This is a genomic window from Neoroseomonas eburnea, from assembly GCF_018129005.1.
Taxonomy (GTDB): Bacteria; Pseudomonadota; Alphaproteobacteria; order Acetobacterales; family Acetobacteraceae; genus Neoroseomonas; species Neoroseomonas eburnea.
Window position 1 is genome coordinate 117,426 of sequence record NZ_JAAEDL010000017.1, and the last position, 17,109, is coordinate 134,534.

The window sequence follows — 17,109 nt, forward strand, 5'->3', positions numbered from 1 at the left end:
GAGAAGACCAATGCCCGCCGTCACGGAAACCCTCGAAACCGTCCAGTCCGTCACCGAGTCCGGCTACAAGTGGGGCTTCGAGACCGACATCGAGATGGAGTTCGCCCCCAAGGGGCTGAACGAGGAGATCGTCCGCTTCATCAGCGCGAAGAAGAACGAGCCCGAATGGCTGCTCGAATGGCGCCTGCGCGCCTTCACCGCCTGGAAGTCGATGGAGGAGCCGCGCTGGGCGGCGGTGAAGTATCCGCCGATCGACTACCAGGAAAGCTACTACTACGCCGCGCCGAAGCAGAAGGTGGCGCCGAAGTCGCTCGACGAGGTCGATCCCGAGCTGCTGAAGACCTACGCCAAGCTCGGCATCCCGCTGCGCGAGCAGGAGATCCTGGCCGGCGTCGAGGGCGCCGGCAGCGCGCCGGCCGATGGCCGCATGCCCGTCGCGGTGGATGCGGTGTTCGACAGCGTTTCCGTCGCGACAACCTTCAAGGACCGGCTCGAGAAGGAAGGCATCATCTTCTGCTCGATCAGCGAGGCGGTGCAGAACCACCCGGATCTGGTGCGGAAGTATCTCGGCACCGTGGTGCCGCAGGGCGACAACTTCTTCGCCGCGCTGAACAGCGCGGTCTTCACCGATGGCAGCTTCGTCTACATCCCGAAGGGCGTGCGCTGCCCGATGGAGCTGTCCACCTATTTCCGCATCAACGCCAAGAGCACGGGCCAGTTCGAGCGTACGCTGATCATCGCCGACGAGGGCGCCTACGTCTCGTATCTGGAAGGCTGCACGGCCCCGATGCGCGACGAGAACCAGCTCCACGCCGCGGTGGTCGAGCTCGTCGCGCTGGATGACGCGACCATCAAGTATTCCACCGTGCAGAACTGGTACCCCGGCGACGCCGAGGGCCGCGGCGGCATCTACAACTTCGTCACCAAGCGCGGCGCCTGCCGCGGGGCGCGGTCCAAGATCTCCTGGACCCAGGTGGAGACGGGTTCGGCCATCACCTGGAAGTACCCGTCCTGCATCCTGCAGGGGGCGGACAGCGTCGGCGAGTTCTACTCCGTCGCCATCACCAACAACTACCAGCAGGCCGACACCGGCACGAAGATGTTCCACATCGGCCCGCGCACGAAGTCGACCATCGTGTCCAAGGGCATCAGCGCCGGGCACGGCCAGAACACCTATCGCGGCCTGGTGCGCATCGGCGCCAAGGCGAGCGGCGCGCGCAACTTCACCCAGTGCGACAGCCTGCTGATCGGCGACCTGTGTGGCGCGCACACCGTGCCCTACATCGAGAACCGCTGTGTCACGGCCAAGGTGGAGCACGAGGCGACCACCAGCCGCATCGCCGAGGACCAGCTCTTCTACTGCCGCCAGCGCGGGCTGACGGAGGAGGAGGCGGTGGGCCTCATCGTCAATGGCTTCTGCCGCGAGGTGCTGAAGGAGCTGCCGATGGAGTTCGCGGTGGAAGCCCAGAAGCTGCTGCAGATTTCGCTCGAAGGGAGCGTCGGTTGATGTTGCGTATCGAAGGTCTGACCGCCGAGGTCGAGGGCAAGGAGATCCTGAAGGGGATCGACCTCGAGGTGCCCAAGGGCGAGGTGCACGCCATCATGGGGCCGAACGGTTCCGGCAAGTCCACCCTCTCCTACGTGCTGGCGGGGCGCGAGGGCTATGACGTGACCGGCGGGTCCGCCACCTTCAACGGCGTCGACATCCTGGCGATGGAACCCGAGGAACGCGCGGCGTCCGGCCTGTTCCTGGCCTTCCAGTATCCGGTGGAACTCCCTGGCGTCGGCAACGCCACCTTCCTGCGCACGGCGCTGAATGCGCTGCGCCGCGCGAAGGGCGAGGGCGAGCTCGACGCCATGCAGTTCCTCAAGGTCGCGCGCGAACGCATGAGGGCGCTGTCGATGCCCGAGGACATGCTGAAGCGCGGCGTCAATGTCGGCTTCTCCGGCGGCGAGAAGAAGCGCAACGAGATCCTGCAGATGGCGCTGCTGCAGCCGTCGCTCGCGATCCTCGACGAGACCGATTCCGGCCTCGACATCGACGCGCTGAAGATCGTCGCCGATGGCGTGAACGCCATGCGTGGGCCCGATTTCTCCGCGCTGGTGATCACCCACTACCAGCGCCTGCTCGACTACATCGTGCCGGACCGCGTGCATGTGCTGATCAACGGCCGCATCGTGAAGTCGGGCGGTCCGGACCTGGCGAAGGAGCTGGAGGCGCAGGGCTACGGCGCCATCCAGGCCGCGGCATGACGGCACAGGTCGCCACTGGTGCCGCCGGCTTCCTCGCCCGCTACGAAGGGCTGAAGGACCACCTGCCCGGCGCCCGCAAGCCCTGGCTCAACACGCTGCGCGCCGACGCCGCCGTGCATTTCGCCGCGCGCGGCTTCCCGACGCGGCGCGTGGAGCAATGGAAGTACACCGACCTCGGCCCCGTCGCGCAGGCGACCTTCGCCGAGCCGCTGACGATGGTCGAGGGCGCGCTGGCCCTGCCGCCCCCGAACGCGGCCAGCCGCGCGGTGTTCGTCGATGGCCGCTTCCGCCCGGATCTCTCGACGCTGGGGGGCCTCCCCTTCCGCGCCACGGGGCTGGCGCAGGACCTCAACGACGCCGAGCCCTGGCTCGGCGCGCTGGCCAAGCCGGAGGCCGAGCCGCTCGCCGCGCTGAACACCATGCTGTTCGAGGACGGGCTGTTCCTCGACCTGCCGGACGGCGTCGATGCCGGGCTGCTGGAACTGGTGTCCATCGCCGTCGATCCGGGTCGGCCCTTCGCCTTCCATCCGCGGCACCTCATCCGACTCGGCGCCGGGGCGAAGCTGACGCTGATCGAGACCGCGACCGGCCGCGGCCAGTGCCTGCATAATCCGGTCTTCGAGATCGAGGTCGCCGAAGGCGCGACGCTGACGCATGGCCGCATGCTGCAGGAGGAAGCGACCGTCTTCCACCTGTCCACCATCTACGCGACCATCGCCGCCGGTGGCACCTACGACAACTTCACCGTCGCCGCCGGCCCGCGGCTGACGCGCAACGAGATCCACGCGGTGCTGACCGGCCCGAAGGCCGCCTGCCACATGAACGGGGCGCAGATGGCGGCCGACGGCCAGCATGTGGACACCACCACGGCGCTCGATCACGCCGCGCCCGACTGCGCCAGCCGGCAGACCTACAAGACGGTGCTGGCCGGCCGTTCCCGCGGCGTCTTCCAGGGCAAGATCCTGGTCCGCCAGGTCGCGCAGAAGACCGATGGCTACCAGATGAACCAGGCGCTGCTGCTCTCGGAGGAAGCCGAGATCGACAGCAAGCCGCAGCTCGAGATCTACGCCGACGACGTGAAGTGCAGCCACGGCGCGACGGTCGGCGCGCTGGATGCGGACAGCCTCTTCTATCTCCGCACCCGAGGCATTCCCGAGAGCCAGGCCAAGGCCATGCTGGTCGAAGCCTTCCTGCACGAGGCGGTGGAGACCGTGACCGACGACACGCTGCGCACCGCGCTGACGCGGGCGCTCGACAATTGGTGGGCCCGACAGGGGGCGGCTGCTTGATGGATACGCTGGCACCGGTCGCATTCGACGTCGCGCGCATCCGGCAGGACTTCCCGATCCTGTCGCAGCCGCAGGCGCGCGGCCGGCCGCTGGTGTTCCTCGATTCCGGGGCCTCGGCGCAGAAGCCGCGCGCTGTCATCGACGCCATGGTCCGCTGCATGGAAACGGCCTACGCCAACGTCCATCGCGGCGCCTATCGCCTGTCCGAGCTCGCCACGGAATCCTATGAGGCCGCGCGCGCCGCCACCGCGCGCTTCGTCCATGCCGCCGACCCGCGCGAGATCGTCTTCACCCGCAACAGCACCGAGGCGATGAACCTCGTCGCGCATTCCTGGGGCCGCGGCGTGATGGAGCCCGGCCAGGCGGTGCTGATCAGCGAGCTCGAACACCACGCCAACATCGTGCCATGGCAGATGCTGCGCGACGACAAGGGCAACGAGTTGCGCGTCTGCCGCGTGACGGACAGCGGCGAACTCGACATGGACGACCTCGGGCGCAAGCTTGCCGACGGCAAGGTCGGGCTGGTCGCGCTCGCGCACATGTCGAACGTGCTCGGCACCGTCACGCCGGTGGAGCGCATCGTCGCCCTGGCCCACGCGCATGGCGCCAGGGTGCTGCTCGACGGCTCCCAGGCCGCGGTGCACCGCAGCGTGGACGTGCAGGCGATCGGCTGCGACTTCTACTGCTTCACCGGCCACAAGCTGTACGGACCCACCGGCATCGGCATCCTGTGGGCGAAGCTGGAACACCTCGACCGCATGCCACCCTTCCTCGGCGGCGGCGACATGATCTCTTCCGTCACCTTCGAGAAGTCGGAATGGGCGCCGGCGCCCGCGAAGTTCGAGGCCGGCACACCGCCGATCATCGAGGCCGTCGGCCTGCACGCCGCCATCGACTACGTGACGGCCATCGGCATGCCGGCGATCGAGGCGCATGAGCGCAGCCTCGTGGATCACGCCATGGGCGCGCTGTCCGAGGTGCCTGGCCTGATGCTGCTCGGCCGGGCGCAGGACCGTGGCGGGGTCTTCGCCTTCGCGCTCGATGCCGCGCATCCGCACGACCTCGCGACGCTGCTCGATCGCGCGGGCATCGCCGTGCGCGCCGGCCGCCATTGCGCAGAGCCGTTGCATGCCCGCTTCGGGCTGGAGAACGGCACGACGCGCGCCTCCTTCGGCCTCTATACGACGAAGGAGGAGATCGACCTCCTCGCGCGTGCCCTGACCGAGGCGCGGGAGTTCTTCAGATGAGCGGCCTCTTCGACGACCTGCGCGACCTCTACCAGGAAGTCATCCTGGATCACGGCCGCAAGCCGCGGAACTTCCGCCGGCTGGAGGATGCGGACGCGACGGCGCGCGGCGACAACCCGATGTGCGGCGACCGCATCGAGCTCTTCGTCAAGATGACGCCGGACGGGCACATCGCCGACGCCGCCTTCCAGGGCCGCGGCTGCGCCATCTCCACCGCCTCCGCCTCCCTGATGACGGAGACGGTGAAGGGCAAGACGGCGGAGGAGGCGAAGGAGCTTGGCGCGAGGTTCCGCGAACTCGCGATGACCGGCACCTGCCCGGACTGCGGCGCTGGGCTGGCGGAGGAGATGGAGCGCCTCGCGCCGCTCTCCGGCGTGCATGAATTTCCGTCCCGCGTGAAATGCGCGACGCTCGCCTGGCATACGCTGAACGCCGCGCTCGACGGGACCAAGGAGGCGAGCAGTGAGTGAACCCGCCACCACCGAGACCCGCGCCGCCTGGACGCCCGATGGCGAGATCAGGCCCCCCGCGCCGAAGGTGAACGAGGATGCGGTGATCGCTGCGATCTCCACCGTCTATGACCCGGAGATCCCGGTCGACATCTACCAGCTCGGCCTGGTCTACGCGATCGAGATCGCCGACGACGGCAAGGTGAAGGTCGAGATGACGCTCACCACCCCGTCCTGCCCCTCGGCCCAGGAACTGCCGAGCCAGGTGGAGGAGGCGGTGCGCGCCGTCGAGGGCGTGACCGATGTCGAGGTCGAGGTCGTCTGGGACCCGCCCTGGGACCAGTCCCGCATGAGCGAGGATGCCCGCCTCGCCCTGAACATGTTCTGAGGCCAGCGATGAGTGTCACCGCGACCCCGCCCGCCCCGCCGCGCCGCGCCCTGCCGCCGGTCATGTCCCTGACCGACACGGCGGCGGACCGCCTGCGCGCCCTCTACGCCAAGGGGGAGAACGGCAGGCTGCTGCGCATCAGCGTGAAGACCAAGGGCTGCTCGGGTCTGTCCTACGACCTGTCCTGGACGGACGAAGCCGCGCCGAGCGACGAGGTCATCACCGACAAGGGCGTGACCGTGCTGATCGACCGCAAGGCGACGCTGTTCCTGATCGGCACGGTGATGGACTACGAGGTGAAGGCGATGACCGCCGGGTTCACCTTCACCAACCCGAACGAGAAGGGCCGCTGCGGCTGCGGCGAATCCTTCCACGTCTGATCGGGCCCGCCCCGCCGGCCGCAAGCCGGAGGCGGCGACCCCGACAGGAAAAGGTCAAGCCAGCGGGAGGGCATCGATGAGCCAGCATCCTCGCCACCGTCGCCAGGTCGCGGCAGGCCTCGCCATGCTCCTGGCGGGCAGTTCCGCCGCCGTCGCCCATCACGGCTGGTCCTGGGCGGAGGAGGAGCAGGTGGAACTCCGCGGCATCGTCCGGGAGGTCTATGTCGGCCAGCCGCATCCGACGCTGCGCGTGCAGACCACCGACAATGAGGTGTGGATCGTCGAGCTCGGCAACCCGCGGCAGACGGCGCGCGCCGGCTTCACCGCCGCATCGGCGGCGCCCGGCGTGCAGGTCGTCGCCATCGGCCATCGCTCCCGCGCCCAGGGCGAGCTTCGGTTGAAGGCCGTCCGCCTCAGGATCGGCGAGAGGACCTACGACATCTACCCGGACCGCATCACGCGCAACTGACGGCGCCGAGGTGGACCTGCTCCGCGCCCTGTCCGACATGCCGGTCGTAGCCGTAGTGCGGGATTCGGCCGTCGTCTATCCGTTGGTGAACGCGGCGCATGTCGCCGCCATCGGGGTGCTGCTCGGCTCCATCGTCACGCTGGACCTGCGGCTGATGGGGCTGTTCCGGACGCATCCCGTCGCGCATCTCGCGGTGCCGCTCACGCGCATGGCGGTGGTGGGCCTTCTCCTCGCCGCGCCGACGGGTCTCCTGCTCTTCCTCACGCGGCCGTCTGCCTATCTCGAGAACCCGGCCTTCCTGGCCAAGCTCGGCATCCTTTCGCTGGGGCTGCTGAATGCGCTGGTGCTGCGGTTCAATCCCGGATGGCTGATCTGCCTGGAGACAGGACGCCTGTCCTGGTCCGTGCGCGCCGCCGCGCTGTTCTCGCTGCTCGTCTGGCTGGCCGCCGTGGTGGCCGGGCGCTGGATCGGCTTCCTGCAATAGAGGCCGGATCATACCATCGGCCGCTATACGCGGCCGCTGGTATGAGGCTGTTCGTGCCCTCAGACGCCGGGCGCAAACCTCCGGTTTGCTTGGCTTCGCCGGACTGCCGGCGGGCCGCATTCGCGGCCTCGGCACGAGTCAAAGACTCGTGCCGGCGGTATCAGTCCAGCGTCTGCCGATACCGCGCAATGGCAAGCACAGTCGCGCCGAGCAGGAACACCATCATCGGCCAGATATCCGGCCAGACCTCGGCCAGCGAGTTCCCCTTCAGCATCACCCCGCGCACCACGCGCAGGAAATGCGTCAGCGGCAGCGCCTCGCCGATCGCCTGCGCCCAGTCCGGCATGCCGCGGAAGGGGAACATGAAGCCCGACATCAGGATCGAGGGCAGGAAGAAGAAGAAGCTCATCTGCATCGCCTGGAGCTGGTTGCGCGCGATGGTCGAGAACAGGAACCCGACCGCCAGGTTGGCGACGATGAACACCAGCAGCCCCACCGCCAGCACGCCGGGCTCGCCCACCATCGGCACGCCGAACAGCGTCGTCGCCGCGCCGAGGATCACCGCCACCTGGATCGCACCCACGAGGATGAAGGGCGCGAGCTTGCCGAACATCACCTCGGTCGGCCGCACCGGCATCGCCAGCAGGTTCTCCATCGTGCCGCGCTCGCGTTCCCGCGTCATGGCGAGCGCGGTCATGATGATCATCGTCATCGTCAGGATGGTGCCCATCAGCCCGGGCACGATGTTGTACTGGGTGATGCCCTCCGGATTGTAGCGGCGCTGGATGCGCAGATCGACCGCCGGCGCTCCGCGCGCGAAGGCCGCGAGCGGCCCGTCCAGCAGCGGCGCCATGGCGCCGTCCACGACGCGCTCGAGCGCGCCCACCGCATTGCCGGTCGCCGCCGGGTCGGTAGCGTCCGCCATCACCAGCAGGGCGGGGCGGTCGCCGCGCATCAGGTTGCGTCCGAAGCCGGTCGGGATCTCGACGGCGAACTGCACCTCCCCGCGTGCGAGCATCGCATCGAGTTCCTCTGCGTCCTGCGCCAGCACCGTCACGCGGAAATAGCTGCTGCTCTGCAGCGCGGTGACGATGGCGCGGCTGAAGGCGCTGTTGTCCTGGCTCAGCACCGCGGTCGGCAGGTTGCGCGGATCGGAATTGATCGCGTAGCCGAACAGCAGAAGCTGGATGATCGGGATGCCGACGATCATGGCGAAGGTCAGCCGGTCCCGCCGCATCTGGATGAATTCCTTCACCACCACGGCGACCAGGCGATGCCAGGCGAAGCGTGGCCGCGTCATGCGCCGTTGCCGCGCCGGTCGTCATCCGCCCTGGTCATCAGGTGGATGAAGGCGTCCTCCAGCGTCGGCGTGCCGCGGCTCCAGGCAAGATCGGCCTCCTCGCGGAACGGCGCCACCGCGGCGTCCAGCGCCGCCGCATCCGGCCCGCTGACATGCAGCGTCGCGCCGAAGGGCGCCACCATCGCCACCCCGGGCCGGCGGGCCAGCTCCTCCACCAGCCGCGTGATCCGCCGCTCGGGCCCGGTGACGTGCCAGGTCGAGAGGCCCGATCCGGCCACCACCTCCTCGACCGTGCCGGTCGCCAGCAGCTTGCCGTAGGCGAGGTAGGCGATCCGGTGGCAGCGTTCCGCCTCGTCCATGTAGTGGGTGCTGACCAGCACGGTCATGCCGCCGGCGGCGAGGGCATGGATCTCGTCCCAGAATTCCCGCCGCGCCTTGGGGTCGACGCCGGCGGTGGGCTCGTCGAGCAGCAGCAGGTCCGGCGCGTGCAGCACGCAGGCGGCAAGCGCCAGCCGCTGCTTCCACCCGCCCGAGAGCGTACCCGCGAGCTGCTCCTTCCGTCCGGCCAGCCCCAGCCGCTTCAGCGCCTCCGCCACCTTCGCCTGCCGCTCCGGCAGCCCATGCAGCCGCGCGACGAAGTCGAGGTTCTCGCGGATCGTCAGGTCCTCGTAGAGGCTGAAGCGCTGCGTCATGTAGCCGACGCGCTGCTTGATCGCCCAGCTCCCGGTGCGGATGTCGTGGCCGAGGCAGCTCCCTTCCCCGCCATCCGGCACCAGCAGCCCGCAGAGCATGCGGATCACCGTCGTCTTGCCGCTGCCATTGGGCCCGAGGAAGCCCATGATCTGCCCACGCGCGACCTGGAGGTCGAAGCGGTCCACCACGGTGCGGTCGCCGAAGCGCTTGGTCAGGCCGCGCACTTCGATCACCGGGCTCACGGCGCGGCCCGCACCGTCACCGGCTGGCCAGGCGTCGGCGCGCCGGGCACGGCGTCGATCACCGCCTCCATGCGCCAGACCAGCTTCGCCCGCGTCTCCCGGCTGTAGATGACGGGCGGCGTGTATTCGGCCTCCGAGGCGATACGGCTGATCCGGGCGATGAGCCCGTCCGGGCAGCCGGTGCAGGCGAGAGCGACGCGGTCGCCCTGGTGCAGCGTGGCGCGCCGCGCCTCGGGCACGAAGAAGACCACCTTGGTCGCATCGGGCGGCAGCAGGCTGATCACGATGCCGCTCGCCGGCACCCATTCGCCGGGCCGGCGCAGCACGTCGTCGATCAGCCCGGCGGCCGGGCTGGCCACGCTGCGCTGCGCCAGCCGCCATTCCGCCTGGGCGAGCGCGGCCTCGGCCATCTCCACCGCCGCGCGCGCGGTGGCGACGCGGTCCTCCCGCGCCGGCAGCCGGGCGACGGCGAGCTCGGCGCGGATGCGGTCGCGCCGCGCCTGGGCCTGCTCCGCCGCGGCGCGCGCCTCGTCGAGCCGCGCGACGGCGGCGACCTGGGCGCGGGCCAATGCCTCCTGCCGTTCCAGCGTGAGCCTGGCGAGGACGAGGGTCGCCTCCGCCTCGGCGAGCTGCGCCTCGATGGCGGCGATCTCCTCCGGGCGGGATCCCTTCTCGCGGTCGGCGAGCTCGCTGCGCGCCTGGGCGAGGCTCGCGCGCGCCTCCTCCGCCGCGGCGGTCTCGCGCGTCGCATCGAGCGTGAAGAGCGGCGCACCCGCCGCCACCCGCGCGCCCTTGGCGACCGCGATGCCGGTGATCCAGCCGGCCTCCGGCGCGGCGATGCGCAGGTACTCGGCATCGACATAGCCCTGGAATTCGTCCGCCCGCTTGCCGTCGCAGCCGAGCAGGACAAGGGCGAGCAGCAAGGCCGGCCGGACTGCGCGCCTCATGGCTGGGCCTCCGCGGCGATGCCGCGCAGGAACAGGTCGAGATGCAGGTCGAGCATCGCGCCCGATGGCAGCGGCGTCTCCTCGATGGCGCCGAAGGTGCTGCGCCACAGCGCGGCGAGCATGACCGGCCCGATGAAGAGCCGGGCCGCGAGCCCCGCATCGACCTGCCGGAATTCCCCGCGCCGCATGCCTTCCTCCAGCAGCCCGGCGACCATGGCGAGGCCGCGGGCCACCACCTCCTGCCGGTAGAAGCGCGCGAGCTCCGGGAAGTTCCCCGCCTCGGTGAGCACGAGCTTCGGGATGGCGAAGATCCGCGCATCCGCCGTCGCCTCAGCCAGGCTGCGCACGAACAGGCGCAGGCGATCGGCGCAGCTCCCGCTGGCAGCGGCCTGGATCGCCTCCAGCCGTGCGAGGTTGGGCAGGATGCTCTCCCGCACCAGGGCTTCGAAGACCGCCTGCTTGGAGGGGTAGTAGAGGTAGATGGTGCCCTTCGACACGCCGGCGCGGGCCGCGATGTCCTCCATGCGCGTGGTGGCGAAGCCCTTGTCGCGGAAGGTGTCGAGCGCGGCGGCGAGCAGTTCCGCCGGGCGGGCCTGCTTGCGGCGGCGGCGTGGGTTGGTGGTGTCCATGGCGCCGTTAATGACTGACCGGACAGTCAGTAAGTTCTTGCAGCCAGCCCGTCAAGATGTTCCGCCATTGCTTCGTTCGTATGCGGGCCGGGCAGGCGGGATGGCGCGCCGCGATCCGCCGTGGCGTCGGACAAGGGGGGCAGGCCAGGTGACGCAATCGCCTCGCCGCGCTCGCCCCCGACAGGAGGAGGCGATCTCGGAACCGCAACCCGGCCGAAGCGTGGCGGCAGAGCCGGCGGGCAGCACTGGACATCGGGCGAAGGTCCGGCGGCGGGCCCACCACGGCGCTGTTCCGTAGGCTGGCCCGCGCGGTGCAGCCCGGGCGGGAGGGCCTTCCCGCCCTGCCGCTTGCGGTGTCATGCAGCCGAACCTTGCCGACGACCTTGTCGGCAAGCCTCAGGGGTTCGGCGCGCGGCGCTGGTGGGGGGGCGCGCGACGCCACGATGCGGATACCGAGCCAGCCGGAAGGCTGGCTCGTACCATACCGGCGGCACGAGTTCTTGACTCGTGCCGAGGCCGCGACGGGCAGCCGGTCACCTTGCCTTGCAACGTGACCGGGGATCCGGAATGCGGCCCGCCGGTGGTCCGGCGAAGCCGGGCAAACCGGAGGTTTGCGCCCGGCGCCCGAGGGCACGAAGCGGCCGATGTCAGCGGTCGCGAAGAGCGGCCGTCGGTATCAGACGGCGCTCGACCAGTCGGCCGGCACGAAGCGGAAGCCGCTGCCGGCGCGCGCGACATGGCCATTGGCCGGGAAGGGATAGTGATAGCCCGTCACGCGGATGCGGTCGGTCGCGACCATGTCGAGCACGCGTCGCCGGGTCGCCGCCGCCGCATCGCCATCGAAGTCGAAGACGATCTGCCAGTCCGGATGCGCCATCAGGACCTCCGGCCGGTTGGTGACATCGGCAAGGAAGATGAACTGCTCGCTGCCGTCGGCGACGCGGAAGATCGTGTGGCCCGGCGTATGGCCGTAGGCGGCGATCGAGGTGATGCCAGGGATCACCTCCGCTCCCGGCTGGAAGCTGCGCACGCGGTCGCGATAGGGCGCGAAGCGGCGCGCGACATTGGCGAAGGTGCCCCGCTGGCCCTCCGGGCTGCGGGCCTGGTTGGCCTCATCGGTCCACCAGTCCCATTCGGGGGCGGGGACCAGCACCTCGGCGTTCGGGAAGGCGCGGCCGCCCTCCGCATTGAGCAATCCGTTGATGTGGTCGCCGTGGAAGTGGCTATGGATGACATGCGTCACCCGCATGGGGTCGATCCCGGCGGCGGCCATGTTGGCGATCATCCGCCCGGCGGTGGCGCCGGACGGCGTCACGCCGTTGCCGACATCGAATGCCACCAGGGTCTCCCCCCGCTGCACGAAGGTGACGGTGAAGGGAATGAAGGCGCGGTCGGTCGGCAGGAAGGCGTCGCGAAACGCAGCCTGCACCTCGGGCAGCGGGGCGTTGCGCACGAAGCGGTCGATGGGCAGGGAGAAGAACCCGTCATGCACCGTCGTGACGGCGAGGCTCCCGACCATGAAGCGATAGAAGCCGGGCGCCTGCGGCGTGGCCGGGGCGGCGGCGGGACCCTGTGCCCGCGCGGGGCGCAGCAGGGCCGGGGCGGGGATCGCTCCCCCGGCGGCAAGCAGGGCAAGGCGTCGATGGATCATGCGTGCGGTCTCCCGGTGCGGCAGGAGGGTGGGATGCCGCGCCGCCGGGTCAAGCCCCCGGCGCAGATTGCCGGGTTGCAACGCGGCGCGCCTGATGGGAATCTGCCGGCCGGGGACGACCGACACTTCTCACTCACCTGCTGGCCCAAGGAACGCCGGTGCCCAAGGACGAAATGCAGATTCCGACGCCGGCGCGCGCGCGGCCCGGCCTCGTGCCCCGCTTCATCTCTTGGCTTTTCGGTACGGGTGATGGCGGGCGCAGCGCCGCGCACGGCACCCATATGGAGTTGTTCCGCATCCGCGGCGAACTGGCGGTGCTGCGCGCGGAGATCGAGGCGATGCACGCCGCCGTCGGCCGCCGCGACATCGCGACGCTCGAGGAACTGCTGCGCGGCGGCAATCGCCGCCAGATCGAGGCGCTGATCCGCGACCGCACCCAGATCGTGCCCCTGCCGGACGGCAGCGTGCTCTGCCGCGCCCTCGGCCGCTTCAAGATGTTCACCGACGCGGCGGATGGCGGCATGGCGCCGCACCTGCTGCTCGACGGCTACTGGGAATACTGGGTCACCGAATTCCTTTGCCGCAACCTCGCCCGCGGCGAGACCGCCTACGACATCGGCGCGATCTACGGCTACTACACCATCCTGCTCGCCGACCTGGTGGGGCCGGAAGGCCGTGTCGTCTCGCTGGAGCCCAATCCCTGGCTGCATTGGCTGCTCCGCCGCAACATCGCGGTGAACGGCCTTGGCGGCATCGTCACGCCCCACCGGCTCGCGGCGGCCGAGGCGAAACACGAATCCGTGCGTGTGCCGGCGCTGCTGGTCGGCCCCTTCGCCGGCCCCTTCGCCAACTGGTTCACCTTCGAGGAAGGCCGCGCCGGCTGCCCGGCGCCCGCCGTCGCGCTGCAGGACCTCGAACCGGGCAGCGTCGATTTCCTGCGGATCGGCGTCGCCTCCGCCGCCGACCGCGTGGTCGCCGGCATGGCCGGGCTGATGGACCGCAGCCCGGGGCTGCGCATACTGCTCGAATTCGACGCCAACCGCTGCAAGGAGGCGCCGGCACTGCTCGCCGCGCTGTCGGGACGCTACCCGCTGCGCTTCATCGACGGCGACAGCCTGGCGAAACCCTGCACGGCCGAGGAACTGCTGACGCAGCGGCGGGTCGCGACGCTGTATCTTTCGAAGATGGAGCCGCGATAGGGCGGATCCCGGGCAGGTGGAACCACCCGATCGGGCCAAGATGCTCGCAAGGACAATGGGCCGGAGTGGTTGCTGCGAGCCGAGGCGTACGGGAACTGCTTCAGCGGGCGAGACTCCGCCTCGCGCTCCGTTCGGGGGCGCCGCCCCCGACACCCCCGTCAGGTGGCCGGGCCACCTGGACGGCCGGTTGCGTTCAGGTCCTGCCGGGCAAGCGACGTGACGGGCCGGGAGAAGCCGCTCGGCCGGGGGTGAAGGCGATGACCGCCTCGACCTGGGCGGAATGGACGAACTGGTCGATGGGGGTAGCCGCCGTGACGCGCCAGCCGGCGGCGGCGAAGGCGCGCGCATCGCGCGACAGAGCCGCCGGGTTGCAGGAGACATAGACCACCACGGGCACCTGGCTGCGCGCCAGCAGCGCGACCTGTTCCGCCGCGCCGGCGAAGGGCGGGTCCAGCACCACGGCGGCGAAGGGCGCGAGTTCCGTCGCCGTCAGCGGCTGCCGCGCCAGGTCGCGGCGCGTCGCCGTCACCGACAGGCCGGAGCGCCCGGCGGCGGCCGAGAGCGCGGCGATCGCCGCCGCATCGCCCTCGAAGGCGGTGACGCGCCCGCGTGCGGCGAGCGGGAAGGACAGCGTGCCGAGCCCCGCATGGAGGTCGGCGATCCGCCCGCGGCCCGACAGCTTCGCCGGCAGGGCGGCCAGCACCGCGGCGATGATGGCCGCCTCGCCCTCGGGGCTCGCCTGCAGGAAGGCGCCGGGCGCCGGTGCGACCTCGACGCCGGACAGCGCAATGGTGGCGGGGCCGAGCTGCGCGGCCGCTTCCGCCGCGCCGTCCTTCGGCGCCCAGGCGATGCGCGGCAGTCCCTGCCGCTCGCCGAAGCCTGCCAGGGCGACGCGGTCCTCGGCCGTCAGGGTGCCATCGGTGCGCAGCAACAGGTCGGGCCCGGTGTCGAGCAGGTTGACCACCGCCGAACCTTCCCGCCGCAGCGCGCGCACCCCGCGCAGCAGCCCCCGCAGCGCCGGCAGCAGCGCAACGATGCGCGGGTCCAGCACCGTGCAGGCGGAGAGGTCCAGCACCTCGCCGCTGCCTGCCGCATGGAAGCCGATGCGGATGGCTGGTCCGGCGCGGCGGAGGGCGAAATCCGCGCGGCGGCGGCGGCCTGCGGGCGTCGTCACCGTCGGCGCGACAGGCACGTCCCGGAAGCCGGCACGGGACAGGGCCTCGGCCACCTGCGCCTGCTTCCAAGCCGCCTGGGCGTCCGGCGCCCAGTGCTGCACCGCGCAGCCGCCGCAGCCTTCGACGAAATGGGGGCAGGGGGGCGCCACCCGGTCGGGGCTGGGTTCCAGGATCTCGACGAGCGTCGCCGCGCAGCCCTCCCGCCGCCGGGCGCCGGGCAGCGCGCGCACGCTTTCGCCCGGCAGGGCGCGGGCGACGAAGCAGGGCGTGCCGTCGGGCAGAACGGACAGGCCATCCCCGGCCGCGCCCATGCCGGTGATGCGCAGCGTCGGGGCGGCCCCGCTCACCGGTCGTGGCGCAACGGCAGGTTGCGGGAGTTGAGCAGCACCTCGCACAGGAAGAAAACCAGGGATGCGGTGAGGAAAAGCATCGCCGCCAGGAGCAGGAAGGCGACATGGCCGCCCACGGTCACCCCGGCCAGAGGCTCGATGAAGGCGGCGATCACCAGGATGCAGAGCAGCACGGCCGCGACGATCGCGCAGGTGATGGCGCGATAGGCAAGCCGCGCGCGCCGCACCAGCAGGCGGAGGTCGTGCAGCGGGGAGTCCGCCCCCTGGCGGCTCTCCTCATACAGTTCCGCCAGGCGCTGCAGCCGCCCCGTGAGGAGCGCCAACAGGGCCATGATGCCACCGAGGATGAAGGCGGGCGCGATGGCGAGCTGCAGGGTCCGCTCGATCGTCTGCAGGTCCAGGCCGGTCAGCATGGCGCCCGCCCTCCAGGGGGGTGTCGTCAGCCGAAGGCGTTCAGCCCCGTCTGCGCGCGGCCGAGGATCAGCGCATGCACGTCGTGCGTGCCCTCGTAGGTGTTCACCGTCTCGAGGTTCATGACGTGGCGGATCACGTGGTACTCGTCCACGATCCCGTTGCCGCCGTGCATGTCACGCGCCATGCGCGCGATGTCGAGCGCCTTGCCGCAATTGTTGCGCTTGACCAGGGAGATCATCTCCGGCGCCACCTTGTGCTCGTCGAACAGCCGCCCGACGCGCAGCACGGCGTGCAGGCCGAGCGTGATCTCGGTCTGCATGTCCGCCAGCTTCTTCTGGATGAGCTGTGTCTGCGCCAGCGGCTTGCCGAACATCTTGCGGTTCAGCGTGTAGTCGCGCGCGCGGTGCCAGCAATCCTCGGCCGCGCCCAGCGCGCCCCAGGCGATGCCGTAGCGCGCGCGGTTGAGGCACTGGAACGGCCCGGCGAGCGACTTCACGCCCGGCAGGCGGTTCTCTTCCGGGACGAAGACCTCGTCCATCATGATCATGCCGGTGACCGAGGCGCGCAGGGAGAACTTGCCCTCGATCTTCGGGAAGGACAGCCCCTTCATCCCGCGTTCGAGGATGAAGCCGCGCAGGATGCCCTCGTCATCCTTCGCCCAGACCACGGCGACGTCGGCGATCGGGGAGTTGGTGATCCAGGTCTTGGAACCCGAGAGCAGGTAGCCGCCATCGACCTTCTTCGCGCGGGTGCGCATGGAATTGGGGTCGGAACCGGCATCGGGCTCGGTCAGGCCGAAGCAGCCGACCCACTCCCCGGTGCGCAGCTTGGGCAGGAACTTGTCCTTCTGCGCCTCCGACCCGAAGGCGTGGATCGGGAACATCACCAGCGAGGACTGCACGGAGAACGCCGAGCGGTAGCCGGAATCGACGCGCTCCACCTCGCGCGCCATGAGGCCATAGGCGACATAGCCGACGCCGGCGCAGCCATGGCTGTCGAGCGTCGCGCCGAGGAAGCCCATCGCGCCGAACTCGTTCATGATCTCGCGGTGGAAGTGTTCCTTGCGGAAGGCTTCCTGCACGCGGGGCAGCAGCTTCTCCTGGCAGAACTCGCGCGCGCTGTCGCGGATCATGCGCTCGTCTTCGGTGAGCGCGTCTTCGAGCAGCAGCGGGTCGTCCCAGACGAACTGCGTGCGGGCGGCTTTGCTGACCACGTTCATGGGGGCCTTCCTCCGGCATCGGGCCGGCAGGATGCGATCCGGCCGGCGGTCGGGCAATCATGAAAGCCGGGCGCTGGGCGCCCGGCGGAGCTCAGGCGGCTTCGGTCTCGGGCGTGCCCGGCTTCTCCGCGCGCGGGCGCGGCAGCGGGATGAGCATGAAGGCGGGCACGGCATCGCCGAAACCCTTCACCGCCGGGCCGAGATCCTCCTGGCGGTAGCGGCGCTCGCCGCGCGGCTCGCGCTCGCGGCGCGGCTCGCGTTCGGCGCGGGGCTCGGCGGTCTCGCGCTCGATCCGCGCGCTGCGGTCGCGGTCGCGCTCGCGGCGCGGCGC

18 protein-coding genes and 1 pseudogene are annotated in these 17,109 nt (G+C 70.5%); 10 read left to right on the forward strand and 9 right to left on the reverse strand.

The window, feature by feature from the left end:
• Positions 1-10: 10 nt before the first annotated feature.
• From sufB to GXW74_RS17545, 9 genes are all read left to right on the forward strand, one after another.
• The gene (sufB, locus tag GXW74_RS17505; RefSeq protein ID WP_211847819.1) at positions 11-1,507 is read left to right on the forward strand and encodes a Fe-S cluster assembly protein SufB; all 1,497 of its coding nucleotides are present in this window, start codon (positions 11-13) and stop codon (positions 1,505-1,507) included.
• Positions 1,507-2,253, forward strand: coding sequence for a Fe-S cluster assembly ATPase SufC (sufC, locus tag GXW74_RS17510; protein WP_211847820.1), 747 nt, complete (start codon positions 1,507-1,509; stop codon positions 2,251-2,253). Before sufB ends, sufC begins: the two co-directional genes overlap by 1 nt.
• Positions 2,250-3,542 (forward strand): Fe-S cluster assembly protein SufD, encoded by a 1,293-nt coding sequence (gene sufD, locus GXW74_RS17515; RefSeq protein WP_211847821.1) that lies wholly within the window; start codon positions 2,250-2,252, stop codon positions 3,540-3,542. Before sufC ends, sufD begins: the two co-directional genes overlap by 4 nt.
• Positions 3,542-4,789 (forward strand): aminotransferase class V-fold PLP-dependent enzyme, encoded by a 1,248-nt coding sequence (locus GXW74_RS17520; RefSeq protein WP_211847822.1) that lies wholly within the window; start codon positions 3,542-3,544, stop codon positions 4,787-4,789. The genes sufD and GXW74_RS17520 overlap by 1 nt, the downstream gene beginning before the upstream one ends.
• Positions 4,786-5,259, forward strand: coding sequence for a Fe-S cluster assembly sulfur transfer protein SufU (sufU, locus tag GXW74_RS17525; RefSeq protein ID WP_211847823.1), 474 nt, complete (start codon positions 4,786-4,788; stop codon positions 5,257-5,259). The genes GXW74_RS17520 and sufU overlap by 4 nt, the downstream gene beginning before the upstream one ends.
• Entirely contained in the window at positions 5,252-5,626 is a 375-nt protein-coding gene (locus GXW74_RS17530; protein WP_211847824.1) for an SUF system Fe-S cluster assembly protein, read from the forward strand. Before sufU ends, GXW74_RS17530 begins: the two co-directional genes overlap by 8 nt.
• A gap of 8 nt (positions 5,627-5,634) precedes the next feature.
• Positions 5,635-6,006: a HesB/IscA family protein gene (locus GXW74_RS17535; RefSeq protein WP_211847825.1), complete on the forward strand. Its 372-nt coding sequence runs from the start codon at positions 5,635-5,637 to the stop codon at positions 6,004-6,006.
• Positions 6,007-6,082: 76 nt separating this feature from the next.
• The gene (locus GXW74_RS17540) at positions 6,083-6,475 is read left to right on the forward strand and encodes a DUF6152 family protein (protein ID WP_246523545.1); all 393 of its coding nucleotides are present in this window, start codon (positions 6,083-6,085) and stop codon (positions 6,473-6,475) included.
• A gap of 10 nt (positions 6,476-6,485) precedes the next feature.
• Entirely contained in the window at positions 6,486-6,959 is a 474-nt protein-coding gene (locus GXW74_RS17545; protein WP_338148262.1) for a DUF6644 family protein, read from the forward strand.
• Positions 6,960-7,119: 160 nt separating this feature from the next.
• Here GXW74_RS17545 and GXW74_RS17550 read toward each other — a convergent pair whose 3' ends face one another.
• The 5 genes from GXW74_RS17550 to GXW74_RS17565 form a co-directional block, all read right to left on the reverse strand.
• Positions 7,120-8,259, reverse strand: a complete 1,140-nt coding sequence (locus GXW74_RS17550; protein WP_211847826.1) for an ABC transporter permease — start codon at positions 8,257-8,259, stop codon at positions 7,120-7,122.
• On the reverse strand, positions 8,256-9,194 hold the full coding sequence (locus GXW74_RS17555; protein ID WP_338148263.1) for an ABC transporter ATP-binding protein: 939 nt from the start codon (positions 9,192-9,194) through the stop codon (positions 8,256-8,258). The genes GXW74_RS17550 and GXW74_RS17555 overlap by 4 nt, the downstream gene beginning before the upstream one ends.
• Positions 9,191-10,141: an HlyD family secretion protein gene (locus GXW74_RS28030; RefSeq protein WP_246523547.1), complete on the reverse strand. Its 951-nt coding sequence runs from the start codon at positions 10,139-10,141 to the stop codon at positions 9,191-9,193. The genes GXW74_RS17555 and GXW74_RS28030 overlap by 4 nt, the downstream gene beginning before the upstream one ends.
• The gene (locus GXW74_RS17560) at positions 10,138-10,770 is read right to left on the reverse strand and encodes a TetR/AcrR family transcriptional regulator (protein ID WP_211847828.1); all 633 of its coding nucleotides are present in this window, start codon (positions 10,768-10,770) and stop codon (positions 10,138-10,140) included. The genes GXW74_RS28030 and GXW74_RS17560 overlap by 4 nt, the downstream gene beginning before the upstream one ends.
• Before the next feature lie 676 nt (positions 10,771-11,446).
• A complete protein-coding gene (locus GXW74_RS17565; RefSeq protein ID WP_211847829.1) occupies positions 11,447-12,421 on the reverse strand; it encodes an MBL fold metallo-hydrolase in 975 nt (324 codons plus the stop codon).
• A gap of 158 nt (positions 12,422-12,579) precedes the next feature.
• On the opposite strand from GXW74_RS17565, the gene GXW74_RS17570 reads away from it, so the two are divergent.
• A complete protein-coding gene (locus tag GXW74_RS17570) occupies positions 12,580-13,620 on the forward strand; it encodes a class I SAM-dependent methyltransferase (protein ID WP_211847830.1) in 1,041 nt (346 codons plus the stop codon).
• 193 nt (positions 13,621-13,813) lie between these two features.
• Here GXW74_RS17570 and GXW74_RS17575 read toward each other — a convergent pair whose 3' ends face one another.
• The 4 genes and pseudogenes from GXW74_RS17575 to GXW74_RS17590 all read right to left on the reverse strand — a co-directional run.
• Positions 13,814-15,142 carry a class I SAM-dependent RNA methyltransferase gene (locus GXW74_RS17575; RefSeq protein WP_338148264.1) on the reverse strand — a complete coding sequence of 443 codons (1,329 nt, stop codon included), beginning with the start codon at positions 15,140-15,142 and terminating at the stop codon, positions 13,814-13,816.
• Positions 15,139-15,558: a DUF2721 domain-containing protein gene (locus GXW74_RS17580; RefSeq protein WP_211847831.1), complete on the reverse strand. Its 420-nt coding sequence runs from the start codon at positions 15,556-15,558 to the stop codon at positions 15,139-15,141. Before GXW74_RS17580 ends, GXW74_RS17575 begins: the two co-directional genes overlap by 4 nt.
• 26 nt (positions 15,559-15,584) lie before the next feature.
• Positions 15,585-16,778: an acyl-CoA dehydrogenase gene (locus GXW74_RS17585; RefSeq protein WP_211847832.1), complete on the reverse strand. Its 1,194-nt coding sequence runs from the start codon at positions 16,776-16,778 to the stop codon at positions 15,585-15,587.
• 91 nt (positions 16,779-16,869) lie between these two features.
• A pseudogene (locus GXW74_RS17590) lies at positions 16,870-17,109 on the reverse strand (DEAD/DEAH box helicase); the annotation flags it as partial.